Origin of the sequence: Streptomyces sp. NBC_00659, from assembly GCF_036226925.1 — a bacterium.
Taxonomy (GTDB): domain Bacteria; phylum Actinomycetota; class Actinomycetes; order Streptomycetales; family Streptomycetaceae; genus Streptomyces.
This window is the reverse complement of sequence record NZ_CP109031.1, coordinates 7,264,589-7,277,112: the sequence shown is the minus strand read 5'-3', so window position 1 is coordinate 7,277,112 and position 12,524 is coordinate 7,264,589. Positions and strand designations below refer to the sequence as shown.

Here is a 12,524-nt window from a genome sequence, read left to right as displayed (position 1 = left end):
AGATGGGAGTGTGGGAACTCCTGCTGGTCGGCGTGGTGATTCTGCTCGGCCTGGTCGGAGTACTGGTGCCCGGTCTGCCGGGGTCGTGGCTCGTCTGGGCCGCGGTCCTGTGGTGGGCGCTGAGCTACCCGCAGACCCTGTCCTGGGCCGTCCTGGTGGCCTCGACCGCCGTCCTGCTGCTCGCCCAGGCCATCCGCTGGATGCTGCCACCGCGACGGCTGCGCGAGAGCGGCGCCACCACCCGAATGACGGTCTACGCGGGAGGCGGGTCCTTCCTCGGCTTCTTCCTGGTCCCGGTGGTCGGCGCCGTGGCCGGTTTCATCGGCGGGATCTACCTCAGCGAGCGGCTGCGCCTGGGCGGGCACGGCCCGGCGAAGGCCTCGCTGCGGACCGCGATGCGGGCGGGCGGCTGGAGCGTGCTGACGGAGCTCCTCGCCTGCCAGCTGATCCTGGGCGCGTGGCTGGGAGCGGTCATCTGGGGCTGAGGGCCTTGCCAGGCGGATGCCGACGGGCCGAAACCGTCCGCGCCCACTAGCCTCAGGACACGACCAAGGCCCAGGTCGACCGAAGCGAAGCCGGAGACCTGGGCTTTGATCTTTCCCGGCCGCCCGGAGCCGTCGTGCCACTCACGCGCCGGACGGACCGCGCGGGGGCCGCTTCACCCTCTCGATCCGGCCGTCCACGTGGTCGGCGGTCCGGTGACGCGCCCCCACGCTGCCGGTCCCGCCCCCGGCCGAAGCCGGAAGCGGGCCAGGCGGAGCGGCTGCGTCGTCAGCGGGCGCTCGTGGTGCGGATGTCGGTGATGTCGCCGAACACCGGCTCCAGCTCCACGACGAGGTTGGTCGTCACCGTCGGCGATTCCCCGCCGCCGAAGGTGTGGGTGACGGCGATCTCACGGCTGTTGGCGCCCTCGCTCACCGTCCACTGCACCGGAACGTTCTGGGCCCGCAGAACACCATCCGCCTGGTTCGTCTTCTCCCACGCCTTCAGCTGCTTGGCGAAGGCGGGCGTCAGGTAGTGCGCGCGCAGCGCCTTGGCCAGTGCGGCGTCCGGGCCGGCGGGGGCGTCCTTCGCGTCGACGTACGCGCCGTAGAAGTCGGCGACCTGGGTCACCACGTCACCGTTGAAGCCGCTGACCGTCCGCAGCGCGGCAGACGCCTTCACGGACGCCTTCACGGACGCCTTCGCGGGGGCGATGCTCGTGGTGCGGATGTCGGTGATGCGGCCGGTGGGCTCCTGCTTCACGACGAGGTCGGTCGTCGTCGTCGGCGACTCCCCGCCGCCGAAGGTCAGGGTGACGACGACCTCGAGGCCGTTGGCGCCCTCGCTCACCGTCCACTGCACCGGGACGTTCTGGGCCCGCAGGAGACCGTCCGCCTGGTTCTTCTTCTCCCATGCCCCCAGCTGCTTGGCGAAGGCGGGCGTCAGGTAGTGCGCGCGCAGCGCCTTGGCCAGTGCGGCGTCCGGGCCGGCGGGGGCGTCCTTCGCGTCGATGTACGCGCCGTAGAAGTCGGCGACCTGGGTCACCACGTCACCGTTGAAGCCGCTGACCGTCCGCAGCGCGGCGGCCGCCTTCGCGGAAACCTTGACCGGGGCGGGGACGGCTGCCTGCGCCGCCACCTGCGTCGACACACCGAGCCCGACGGCCAGGACGAGACCGGCGGCGACAGCCGCACGGCGGCCCGGACGACGACGTGCGTGGGTGTTGCTGCTCATGTCGTGTCTTCCTTCTTGGTTGGTGATCCGTAGGGGTCGCTCCCGGCCCGCGCCGGATGTCCCCGCCCCGCAGGTCGCGGGGCGGCGGGAGCCTCGGGACGCCGAACGGCGTACGTCGGGCACCCGGGCACACAGATGCCCGGTACGCAGGCACAAGCGGGAGTCGTCACCAGGCTGCTGCCGGGGCCCTCGATCCGCCCCGGCCGGTGCGACACCCACAGCTTCGAAGACACCGGGGACCCACCACAACCACCGCCACCCAACCCGCAACGACGCAACCGTCCCACCCACCCTGAGCTGCGCAAACAAGCACTGCCTGGGATGCCGTCCTGGGATGCGGGGACGACCGGGTGCTGTCTCGGCCGCCCCCTGGACACCGCCGAGACAGCACAGAACCGCGATCCCGTCCCTTCTTGACGGCCCGGCCACGCCATCTCGGCATCATTGACCGCGGGCCTGCGGGTGCCGGTGACGAGTGCCCTCACCTGGGCGTATACGATCCCCGGCCATGCGATCTCGGCGGACCGAAATGAGCGTCCGCCGTTCGAAGGCTCCTGGAGGCGCCCGGTGAACACCCTCGTTTTCCTGCTGCGGGACGTGCTGGGCCTGGGCGGCGGTCTGGTGTTCGTGTGGGAGCTGAACCGCCAGGCCTCAGGACCCGGCTGGAGGAAGCCGCGAGTCCTCTCGGCGGCAGCCGCGGTGCTGCTCACGGGGCTGCTCGCCGTCCGGTGACCGCCGGACGACGCGCCGCTCCCGTGCCCGTTCGGTCGGGAGACGGCGGGGAGTCACGGTCACCGGCGGACAGGACAACGGTCACGCGAACGACCCCTGACCGATCTACCCGGTCAGGGGTCGTTCGCGTGCGGTGGGTGTGGGATGTGAACCCACGGCGACATCGCTGGTACGGCGATGCGATCCGTATCAGACCGTCAGCAGGACAGGGAGTCGATGTAGATGTGCTGAGCGCTGTTGATCTTCATCCACATGCTGGCCGCGCCGTTGCGGTTCGTCGTCTGGGTGCCGCCACCCCACCAGTGCCACTTGGTGACACAGTTCGCGGGGAACTTCACAGCGTCGGTGTCATAGAACTTCGAGTACTTGCTCGAACCCGACCATCCGTGTGGATCCAGCCAGATCCGGGCGTTGGGCACGTTGGCCACCCGGACCGGGTTGCCGTGGCAGGGGAGATTGTCCCCGTTCTCGTACGTGCCGTAGCTGTCGGCCCAACAGTTCGAGATCGACACGGAGTAGGCGGTGTTGTTGCTCACCTCACCACCGCATCCCGAAGTGTCGCAGGTGCCGGCCGAAGCAGGCGCGGACAGGAGCGCCAGGTTCAGCGCGGACGCGGCGAGAACTGCCGCGGCAGCAAGACTCTTTCTCACATTCACTCCCAGGTGACTAAGCAGGAACTCGGTTACGGATAAAGGGCGTTGGTCTTCGGTGCCGGAACGTACGGAGTCGTCGTTCAGGCGGTCAGGAGACCTGAAGGGCTTGTTCAGCGATGTACGGACGGCTGCTCCAGGGGGCGGGGCGCTCCCTGGACGGTGCCCCGGATTCACCGCTCTCGGTTCAGCCCGCCCATCGGGAGTCGAGCGCGATGGTCTGCAGCCGGTCGAGTGTGAGCGGGGGCTGCGGACGCGTCACCGGTCCGCCCTCGATGGTGGAGTTCACCTCCTGGACGACGACCCGGCGGCCGTCGGGGTGGAGGGTGTCGACCAGCCACACCACGGCCGAGCCGCCCTTTTCGGACGCCCGCTCGGCCCGCTTCACCAGGGTGCCGTCGGCCAGGGTCAGTGCCTGGCACTCGATGTACTCGCCCTCGCAGCCCATTCGCCCGGCGAGGACGTCGCCCATGTCGTGCTGGGCGTTCACCCCGATCATGCTCTGTCCGTGGCCGTCGTCCCAGACCAGTGCGGCGTAGCCTTCCTGGCTCTGCTCGTCGGAGATCTTCCCGCTCTTGGGCAGAAGGGACTTCAGTACCCGGATCATCTGGCGGCCGGACAGCGACGCGCCCGAGTCGGAGAGGGCGGTGGACGGGGCCGAAGCGCCGGCCTTGCCGGTGGCCATGCGCGGTTCGGCTGCGGACGCCTGCGCCGCCGCACCGAGTCCGAGGGCCAGGACGAGGCCGGCGGCGACGGCCACGCGGCGGCCCGGACGACGACGTGCGGGGGTGTTCCTGTTCATGGTGTGGCTTCCTTCTCCGGTCCGAACGCGGGTGTTCTCCGCGTCGCGAGACGGCGAGTGCTGTGGGGTGCCGAACCCCGCCCGGGCACAGAGATGTCCTGGTGCACAGGCGGAAGGTGGAGGGTGTCGTTGGCGTCTGCGGGGCGGTCGTGCCGCCTCGGCCGGTGCGACACCCACAGCTTCCAGGACGCCGGGGACCCCCGACAACAGCCGCCACACACTTGGGACGGTGGGACCGTCCCACCCCTGTTGACCTGTGGAAACAGGGAGCCCTGGGATGCCGTCCTGGGACGGACGGTACGCACGGCTACCCGTGAGCTGCGCGGTTTCTCCTGGCCCTCGCCCGGGTCCGGAGCCCGGACGGCTTCGGCATCAGGGTCCGCAGGTCGATCGCGTCGGCCAGCGCGCGCATGCCGGCGTCGTTGAAGTGCAGGTGGTCCCCGGGGTCGTAGGCGGGGAGGATCCGGCTCGGGCGGGCCGGGTCGCGCACGGCGGCGTCGAAGTCCGTGACGCCGTCGAAGATCCGGTGGGTACGGATGGCGGCGTTGACCGCCTGCCGCACGGCTTCCCGGGCCGGAGTGTACGCGCCATGACCGGCGTACGGGGTGATCGTGCCGCCGATGACCCTGATGCCACGGGCGTGGGCGCGGCGCACGATGAGCCGGTAGGCGTCTTCCAGAACGCGTGGGTCCGTCTGCTCCGGGGTTCCCTTGATGTCGTTGATGCCCTCCAGCACGATCAACGTGCGGACGCCCGCGCGGGAGAAGACGTCGGTGTCCAGGCGGGTCAGGGCGCTCGGGCCCCGGCCGTCGAGCAGGACGCGGTTCCCGGAGATCCCCGCGTTGAGGACGCCGGTTCCGCGGTGCGCGGGAAGTCCGCGCAGCCGGGCGGCGAGCCGGTCGGGCCAGCGGTGGTTGGCGTCGGACGAGGAGCCGGTGCCGTCGGTGATCGAGTCGCCGAGCGCGACGACGCTGCCGGCGGCCGGGGCACCGAACACATCGACGCCGGTCACGTAGTACCAGCTGGAGACGGTGCTGGTGTAGGCCGCGCCGCTCTCCTGGGCGGTCCGATCGGCCCCGGGTGCGACGAAGTTGGCCTGGAGCGCGGAGCGGTGGTGGGTCGCCGGGCCGGAATCGGCCGGGGTGTGCACCGAGACCAGCAGGTTGGCGTCGGCGGGGACGGCCAGGGCGACGGGATCACTGACCAGGTCCCGGCCGGCGGGGACGGTGACCGACCTGGCTCCGCCGAAGGTGACCGCGCGCACGGAGCCCACGACGGCCCGGGGGCTCCCCGGCTCGCCCGGTCGCTGCAACGCCAGGGACACAGAACCGAGTTGGAGCGGCTTGGTGCCGAGCCGGTTGGACAGCCGGACGCGCGCGGCCCGACCGCCGACGCTGGTGTGGACGACATTGCGGATCGAGGCACCGGGCAGCGCGGGCACCGTACCGGAGGCCGCCGCCTCCCAGGTCCCCGTCCAGGTCCGGGCCGGTTTCGGAGCGCTCCGGCCGGGCGCGGACCGCGCTTCGGCGATCACCCCCGTCGAGGTGAGGACCAGGGCGGCCGCCAGGGGGACGAGGAGACGCCGGAACATGATCGCGCGGGACATGCGCCGATCGATTCCCCACCCACGCACCCCCGCATCACATCATCACACTGTCGGACGCACCCGAACGGTCCCGGCCGGGACCGGATCTCCCCACCGGATCTCCCCACCGCCCTCCTCCTTGAGCCCTAGGACCTGAACCCGATGCGCGGGCAGGCCAGGGCGTGTTTGGCTGCTGTCATGACCGAATTCAGTGAGGCCGAGCGCGCGTATCTGAGGTCGCAGCGGCTGGGACGGCTGGCCACCGTCGACCCTCTCGGGCAGCCCCAGGCCAACCCCGTCGGCTACTTCCCCCAGGAGGACGGGACGATCCTGATCGGCGGCTACGCGATGGGCACCACGAAGAAATGGCGCAACCTCCGGAAGAACCCGAGAGTCGCCCTCGTCGTCGACGACATCGTCAGCCTCAAACCATGGAAGGTACGAGGCATCGACATCCGCGGAGAGGCGGAACTCCTCACCGGTGCGCACGACTTGGGGCCCCACTTCAGCGAGGAACTGATCCGGATCCATCCGCGGCGGATCCACAGCTGGGGCCTCGACGACTGAACGTCCACACGGACGTGCCGGGTCGGCGGACCGTCACCGGTTCGGCTCGCCGCCGGCCGGGTACTCGCCCGCCGCCCTCAGATGTCCGACGGCGTACGAGCGCCAGGGCCGCCAGGTGTCCGGGGCGTCCACGTCGGGGGGTGCCACGTCCGGGTCGCCGAGGGCCCGGGTGCGGATGACGGCGGCGGTGCCCTCGCCCATTCCGGGCAGTGCGAGCAGCGCCGCCCGTGCCTCTTCCCGGTCCGCGCCCGGGTCGAGCCGCAGGGTGCCGTCGGCGAGGGCCGTGGTCAGCGCGCCGAGCGGGCCGCCGGGCTCCGCCTCCGCGAGGACGGCGGCCTCGGGGAAGAGATGGGTGAGCGTCTCGCACTCGGCGTCCAGCGTCTTGCCGTACCGCAGCACCAGCCGCTCGGCCTCCGCCGCCCCGACCAGCGCCCGTACCGCCAGTTCGTCCGGATCGGCGGCGCCCGGCGAGCGCAGGCCCGGCCGCGCCGCGACCAGCGGGCCCAGCCGCGCGTCCGCTCCCAGCCTCTCGTCGACGGCGTAGGGATCGGCGTCGAGGTCGAACAGGCGCCGCAGCCGCTGCACTGCGGTGGTGAGGTCCCGGAGATCGGTGAGGTGCAGCCGGGCGTCGAGCCAGCCGCCGGGGTGGGCGGCGGCGCCGGGGCCGTGTGTTCCCGCGGTCCGGCCCGCCCCGCCGGTACGGGGGCGGCCCGCGGCGGCGCCCGGCCGCTCCTCGACGGCCACGATTCCCGTGCCGTACGGCAGCCGCAGCGTCCGGCGGTACGTACGACGGCCCCGGCCGCCGTCGACAGCCTCGACACCCGGTACGGCCTCGGCGGCCAGCAGGTCGAAGACGGCGGTGGACCGGTAGGGACCCCGGTGGGCGAGCCGGAGCGGGACACCCCCGGCGGGGGTGGCCGCGCTCCGGGCGGTGGGACCCGTGCGCGGCGCCGCCACGCGCAACTGGCTCGGCGTCGACGCGTAGACCGTGCGGATCGTGTCGTTGAACTGACGGACGCTGGCGAACCCCGCGGCGAAAGCGATGTGTGTGACGGGGAGTTCGGTGGTCTGGAGGAGGATCCGCGCGGTGTGCGCCCGCTGGGCCCTGGCCAGCGCGACCGGACCGGCGCCGACCTCGGCCGTGAGCTGCCGCTGGACCTGGCGGGTGCTGTAGCCGAGCCGTGCGGCGAGACCGGCCACGCCCTCGCGGTCCACCACACCGTCGCCGATCAGGCGCATGGCGCGACCGACGACATCGGCCCGTACGTTCCAGGCCGCGGAGCCCGGCACCGCGTCCGGGCGGCAACGGCGGCAGGCCCGGAAACCCGAGCCCTGCGCGGCTGCGGCCGTCGGGTAGAACCGCACGTTGAGCCGCTTCGGCGTCACCGCGGGGCAGCTCGGCCGGCAGTAGATCCCCGTGGTCCGCACGGCGAAGAAGAACTCCCCGTCGAACCGGGCGTCCCGGCTCCGCACGGCCTCGTACCTGGTGTCCTCGTACCTGGTGTCCTCGTCGTTCACCCTTCCAGTGTGGCCCGGCCCGAACGACAGGGCTGGCGGAAATCGGACACGGCACCCCCAGCCGGGCGAGGCCCCGGGCCCGGCGGCGAACCGGGCCCGGCGGCAACCCCGACCTCGCTACCGGTTTCCGCGCTTGGCCTCCATCGCGGCGCGGCCCTCGGCCCCCTTGCGCTTCCAGTCACGGCGGATCTCGGCACGCACCCGTGCGTCCGTCTTGGCGACGATCCGCTGGTTCTCGCGGAGCAGCTTGCGGTAGCTCTCCAGCCGTCGCTCCGGCAGCTCGCCGGAGTCGACGGCCGCCAGCACCGCGCACCCGGGCTCGGCGACATGGGCGCAGTCCTGGAACCGGCAGTCGGCGGCGAACTCCTCGATCTCGGCGAACACCTGCCCGACCCCGGTCCCGGCGTCCCAGAGCCCGACGCCGCGCAGCCCCGGTGTGTCGATGAGGACACCGCCGCCCGGCAGCACGAGGAGGTTGCGGGTCGTCGTGGTGTGCCGTCCCTTTCCGTCCATGTCGCGGGTGGCCTGCACGTCCATGACGTCCTCGCCCAGCAACGCGTTGGCCAGGGTCGACTTGCCCGCGCCGGACTGCCCGAGCAGCACTGCCGTACCGCCGGCCAGCACGGCTTCCAGGATGTCGAGCCCGGCCCCCGTCGAGGAGCTGACGGCGAGCACGGGAACCCCGGGCGCGGCGGTCTCCACGTCCTGGACGAGGTGCGCGAGGGTCGCCGCCTCCGGAACCAGGTCCGCCTTGGTGAGGACGACCACGGGCTGTGCGCCGGACTCCCAGGCCAGCGCGAGGAAGCGTTCGACGCGTCCCAGGTCGAGTTCGACGGCGAGCGAGACGGCCACGACGGCGTGGTCGACGTTGGCCGCGAGGATCTGCCCCTCGGACCGCTTGGAGGAGGTGGAGCGCACGAAGGCCGTACGGCGGGGCAGATACGCCCGTACGTAGCGCGGGTTGCCGGCCGGCTCGACGGCCACCCAGTCGCCGGTGCACACGACGCGCATCGGATCGTGCGGTGTCACGAACGCGGTGTCGGCGCGGATGACGCCGTCGGCGGTGGCCACGTCGCACTGGCCGCGGTCCACCCGGATCACCCGTCCGGCGACGAGCCCTTCGGAGTCGTAGGGAGCGAACTCGTCCGCCCAGACGTCGTCCCAGCCGTACGGAACGAGCGGGGAGAGGCCCAGAGAGGCGGACGGGGTCGGGAAAGCGGAGCTGGAAGTCAAGGGAGACCCTTCACAAGGGCGGCCCCGGCGACGCGCACTGCGGCGCGAAGAAGAAGGAAGGTCAGCCGGCGGCCACGGAGGTGGACTTGATGAACTTCTGGATGCGGGCAGCGCCCATCGCAACGACAGCCATCGGTCACACCTCCTGGAACTCTCTCGAAGTCAACGCCTCTACGCCGACGTGTGAACTGTATCCGGGGGCCCCTCGGGCCCGTCAATCGAATTAAGACCTCGGCCGGTCGGGCCCTCGGCCAAAGGGATGTGCCGGCGGATCCGAGGGTCCGGCCGGAGGACGGGTCCGGGCCGGCAGCTCGGCGAGCTGCCGTGCGGTGTCTCCCGTTGACCGGCAGCTCAGTGAGCCGTCGTGCAGCGTCCCCCGTTGAGCGTGAACGCTTCCGGGGTCGTGTTCCCGTCGTGCCAGGTGCCGAGGAAGCCGACGGCGAAGGATCCGCCCGCGGCGACCGACTTGTTGTAGTCGGCGGCGGTCGCGGTCACCCGGGAGCCGTCCTGGGCGACCGTGCCGTCCCACATCTGTGTGACCCGCTGCCCGTCGTCGAAGGTCCAGCCGATCTCCCAGGAGTCGAGGGCTTCGACGGACGTGACGGTGACACTGGCCTGGAAACCGTCCGTCCACTGGTCGACGACGTCGTACTTCACCTGGCAGGACGCGGCGGGGCCCTTCGTGGAGTCCGGGGGCGTCGTGGAGCCCTTGGAGCCCGAGGTTCCCTTGGTGGCGTGGGCCGGGGACGAGGACGTGCCCTGGGGTTCGGGGTCGGGCTTCGAGCTCGCGTCGGCGCTGGATTCCACGGGTTCCGGCGAGACGAGTGTGCCCTCGCCTCGGGTGGTCGCCGACGGGGACGACACGCCCGAGTCGGCCACCGGCCGGCCTTCGGCCGAGCCTCCGCGCGCGGAAGCGGCGCCACCGTCCCCGGCGCCGAAGGGCATCAGGGAGACGGTGAGGGCGAGGCCGGAGACGATGACGGCGGCGACCAGCAGTCCGGTGCGGCCGATCCGGGGCGCGGCCTCCCTGATCTCGGCGATACCGGTGTCCGCGGCCGCGTCCGTACGACCGCCGGCCAGCCCCGCTTCGGCGGCGCGGCGCCTGCGTTCCAGATAGGCGAGGCCGCCCCAGCCGATCACCCCGCCCGCGAGCGCTGCGGGGAGTCCACCGCCGTGCAGCCGCAGACAGGCCGCGGCCTCGGCGCACTCCACGCACCGGGAGAGGTGCTGCGAGAGGTCCTCGGGCGTCTCGGCGCCCGGCGAACGGGTGACCGCGTCGAGAAGCCGGGCGTAGCTGCGGCAGTTGGCGTCCATCGGTGTGTCGAGGTGGTTGCGATGGCACCGGTCCCTGAACAGCGCCCGCACCTGGCCGAGTTCCTCGGCGGCCGCCACCGGGTCGAGACCGAGCCGCCGGGCCACCGCGGGCAGCGGGAGCGCCTCCACCTCCACCAGCCACAACAGGGCCGCGTCGGGTTCCTGAAGGTCCTTCAGGCCGCGCAGGGCGATCGGGCGGTGCAGCGGAGGCCCGGTGTAGCGGGCGGCCTTCTCGGAGTTGAGCCACAGCCTGAGGTCCGGGTCCAGCCGGTGTCCCTGGCCGTGTGCCTCCCAGGCGGCGGCGGTGGTCCGAACCGAGTTCAGCAGCAGGGGAATCCGGGGCAGCCCGGGGTTTCTGCGACCGGTGGTCTTCGTGCGGGCCGTGACCGAGCGCGCCTCATGGATGCCATGGGTGAACGCCTCGGTTGCCAACTGGCCGGCCGCGGCGGAGCCGGACGTGCACAGATCGGCGTACGACAGGACCGCGTCCCAGCACTCCGAGAACAGCGCGGCCTCGGCGGCGTCCTGGGGGGTAGGCAGGTCTGGCATGGGGGGCTCCTGCGTCCACTGCTTCCAAGTGCAACGGCACACAACACCCAACTCGCCTGTTTTCAGGTGGAGTTGGCGGCCGTCTCGACAACGGGCCAGAGCCTTTCACGGGTTCGACACAACTGACAAGCGACGTAGTCACATCGTGCGGTCGCGCGATCACAGAGGGACCCTGGGGTTCCGGTCGCCCCGAGTGTCGTACGGAACGGGGACCTGGCGGGACCGAACGCTTCAACTTTCACAGGACCCGCCACTCCACCGCCCTGTTCCACGCCTCACTCCACCGCCCCGACTCCACCGCCGCGCGGGTCCCCTGACCGCCGCTCCCCCGCACCTGGCGCGCGGCGACCCGGACGTCGGGACGACGTCCGGGTCGAGTGGGTACGAGCCGTGCGGGCTGCGCTCGGGGGCGCGGGTCACGCCCTGGCTGCGCCCGGGGCGCGGGTCACGCCTGGGCGGCGGGCTCCTGTGCGGGCAGGCTGTCCATGAAGGAGCTGACGGAGAAGACCGCGTGGCCGGGACCGGGCTCGCCGTATCCGGGCGGCGACTGCAGCCCGAAGTCGTCCATCGTGGCGCGGTAGGCCTCCAGCAGACGGATGTGGTACTCCAGCGGCGCGCCCTGCGGGTTGGCCTTGCCCAGCGGTGTGGTCGGCTCCGGGCACCAGGTGGTGAAGCGGGGCGTGATGCCGTGCGACATGAAGAAGCGCAGGCCCTCGGTCGTGGAGGCGATGGCCTCGTCGACGGTCGTGAAGCCGAACGGCTCGGCCATCTCCACGCCCGCGACGAAGTTCGGGATCACGTTGCGCGCGCCGAAGATCTCGGCGGAGTCGAGGATGCGCCTGTGCCACTCGTCCCGGCCGACGTAGCGCTCCTTGCCGGGGCAGTACAGCTCGAACAGGCGGCGGTCCCACACCTCGTAGTTGGGGTGGTAGATCTGCACGCCGTAGTCCTTGAACCGCTGGACGTCGTCGCGCGGCAGGGCCTGGGCCACCACCTTGCCGATCCACCGCCCGGGGAAGCGCTCCTCGATGGCCTTGGCGTAGTGCCCGTAGAAGTCGGCCTCGTCCCGTCCGGCCACCGTCTTGGTGATCGCGCCGCCGGTGAGGGTGTAGGCCGTCGACGCCTTCGCGGTGTCGTACCGGTCGATGATCTCCAGGGCCTCGAGGACCTCCTCGACGTCCTTCACCCCGGTGTAGGGACGGCCCGCCGCCTTGTGCTGGCGCCAGTTGTGGTTGATGTCGCAGTACTGGCACTCCTCCTTGGCACCGAAGTACTGGCAGACCCGGAAGACGGTGAGGTAGATCAGGTAGCCCCACTGGATCGTCGGGGCCACCTCCATCACGGACTTTCCGTTGGAGAGGGTGTGCCGGTAGTACTCGGGCATCGGCGGCACCCCGACGTCGGAGATCCGCTTCCCGTCCAGGTACAGCCCGAGGACGCCCTCGTCGTCGGCGGCGACGCGGTACGGCGAGGCGGGATTGACGCGCACGGACACGACGGTGCGCCGCAGGTCGTACGGGCCTCCGGTGAGGATGATCTCCTCGGGCGGGCGCCTGAGCGCGGCCTCGCCCAGCTCGGGCAGGGTGCCGTGGTCGAAGGAGAAGATGAAGTACGACTTCGGCTTGACCTCGCCGCTCTCGTTGTCACTGAGGGCGGACGCGTCGAAGGCCACGCCCCCGCGGAGCAGGTCCTCCTTGATGACGGCTTCCCGCGGTACGTGCGGGAACCGCTCCATCAGATCCTCGACCAGCGCGGTGCGGCTGCCCATCCCGATCTCCTCGCTCCCGATCTGCTTCGTCTGTCGTGTTCGACTCCTCACGGTATGCCCCCGCCCGGACATCGGCCGTGCCGGGTCCCC

Annotated in this window: 11 protein-coding genes; 3 read left to right on the top strand and 8 right to left on the bottom strand. The window is 71.6% G+C overall.

The features are described 5' to 3' along the window. Positions 1-2 precede the first annotated feature (2 nt). On the top strand, positions 3-485 hold the full coding sequence (locus tag OG410_RS31755) for a DUF456 domain-containing protein (RefSeq protein ID WP_329302237.1): 483 nt from the start codon (positions 3-5) through the stop codon (positions 483-485). 286 nt (positions 486-771) lie between these two features. Here the strand turns inward: OG410_RS31755 and OG410_RS31750 are convergent, their stop codons facing one another. Continuing rightward, on the bottom strand, positions 772-1,716 hold the full coding sequence (locus tag OG410_RS31750; protein WP_329302236.1) for a hypothetical protein: 945 nt from the start codon (positions 1,714-1,716) through the stop codon (positions 772-774). 567 nt (positions 1,717-2,283) lie between these two features. Between OG410_RS31750 and OG410_RS31745 the strand changes: the two genes are divergently transcribed. Further along, positions 2,284-2,448: a hypothetical protein gene (locus tag OG410_RS31745; RefSeq protein WP_329302235.1), complete on the top strand. Its 165-nt coding sequence runs from the start codon at positions 2,284-2,286 to the stop codon at positions 2,446-2,448. A 197-nt stretch (positions 2,449-2,645) separates the two neighbouring features. Here the strand turns inward: OG410_RS31745 and OG410_RS31740 are convergent, their stop codons facing one another. The 3 genes from OG410_RS31740 to OG410_RS31730 form a co-directional block, all read right to left on the bottom strand. Beyond that, on the bottom strand, positions 2,646-3,098 hold the full coding sequence (locus OG410_RS31740; RefSeq protein ID WP_329302234.1) for a hypothetical protein: 453 nt from the start codon (positions 3,096-3,098) through the stop codon (positions 2,646-2,648). A 187-nt stretch (positions 3,099-3,285) separates the two neighbouring features. Beyond that, positions 3,286-3,900: a hypothetical protein gene (locus OG410_RS31735; RefSeq protein WP_329302233.1), complete on the bottom strand. Its 615-nt coding sequence runs from the start codon at positions 3,898-3,900 to the stop codon at positions 3,286-3,288. 307 nt (positions 3,901-4,207) lie between these two features. After that, complete coding sequence (locus tag OG410_RS31730) at positions 4,208-5,506, bottom strand: SGNH/GDSL hydrolase family protein (RefSeq protein WP_329302232.1); 1,299 nt, start codon at positions 5,504-5,506, stop codon at positions 4,208-4,210. Positions 5,507-5,683: 177 nt separating this feature from the next. Here OG410_RS31730 and OG410_RS31725 point away from each other — a divergent pair, with 177 nt between their 5' ends. Further along, positions 5,684-6,052, top strand: a complete 369-nt coding sequence (locus tag OG410_RS31725) for a PPOX class F420-dependent oxidoreductase (protein WP_329302231.1) — start codon at positions 5,684-5,686, stop codon at positions 6,050-6,052. 33 nt (positions 6,053-6,085) lie between these two features. Here the strand turns inward: OG410_RS31725 and OG410_RS31720 are convergent, their stop codons facing one another. From OG410_RS31720 to OG410_RS31705, 4 genes are all read right to left on the bottom strand, one after another. Next, the gene (locus OG410_RS31720; protein ID WP_329302230.1) at positions 6,086-7,570 is read right to left on the bottom strand and encodes a DNA-3-methyladenine glycosylase 2 family protein; all 1,485 of its coding nucleotides are present in this window, start codon (positions 7,568-7,570) and stop codon (positions 6,086-6,088) included. A gap of 117 nt (positions 7,571-7,687) precedes the next feature. Continuing rightward, entirely contained in the window at positions 7,688-8,803 is a 1,116-nt protein-coding gene (gene rsgA / locus OG410_RS31715; RefSeq protein ID WP_329302229.1) for a ribosome small subunit-dependent GTPase A, read from the bottom strand. A 351-nt stretch (positions 8,804-9,154) separates the two neighbouring features. After that, positions 9,155-10,666 carry a cellulose-binding domain-containing protein gene (locus OG410_RS31710; RefSeq protein WP_329302228.1) on the bottom strand — a complete coding sequence of 504 codons (1,512 nt, stop codon included), beginning with the start codon at positions 10,664-10,666 and terminating at the stop codon, positions 9,155-9,157. A 445-nt stretch (positions 10,667-11,111) separates the two neighbouring features. Further along, positions 11,112-12,434: a radical SAM protein gene (locus OG410_RS31705; protein ID WP_329302227.1), complete on the bottom strand. Its 1,323-nt coding sequence runs from the start codon at positions 12,432-12,434 to the stop codon at positions 11,112-11,114. Positions 12,435-12,524 lie beyond the last annotated feature (90 nt).

Excerpts from the sequence above, each read along its gene's own strand:
- OG410_RS31755 (WP_329302237.1), top strand. The coding sequence starts at position 3 with ATGGGAGTGTGGGAACTCCTGCTGGTCGGCGTGGTGATTCTGCTCGGC.
- OG410_RS31750 (WP_329302236.1), bottom strand. The coding sequence starts at position 1,716 with ATGAGCAGCAACACCCACGCACGTCGTCGTCCGGGCCGCCGTGCGGCT.
- OG410_RS31735 (WP_329302233.1), bottom strand. The coding sequence starts at position 3,900 with ATGAACAGGAACACCCCCGCACGTCGTCGTCCGGGCCGCCGCGTGGCC.
- OG410_RS31730 (WP_329302232.1), bottom strand. The coding sequence starts at position 5,506 with ATGTCCCGCGCGATCATGTTCCGGCGTCTCCTCGTCCCCCTGGCGGCC.
- OG410_RS31725 (WP_329302231.1), top strand. The coding sequence starts at position 5,684 with ATGACCGAATTCAGTGAGGCCGAGCGCGCGTATCTGAGGTCGCAGCGG.
- OG410_RS31710 (WP_329302228.1), bottom strand. The coding sequence starts at position 10,666 with ATGCCAGACCTGCCTACCCCCCAGGACGCCGCCGAGGCCGCGCTGTTC.
- OG410_RS31705 (WP_329302227.1), bottom strand. The coding sequence starts at position 12,434 with ATGGGCAGCCGCACCGCGCTGGTCGAGGATCTGATGGAGCGGTTCCCG.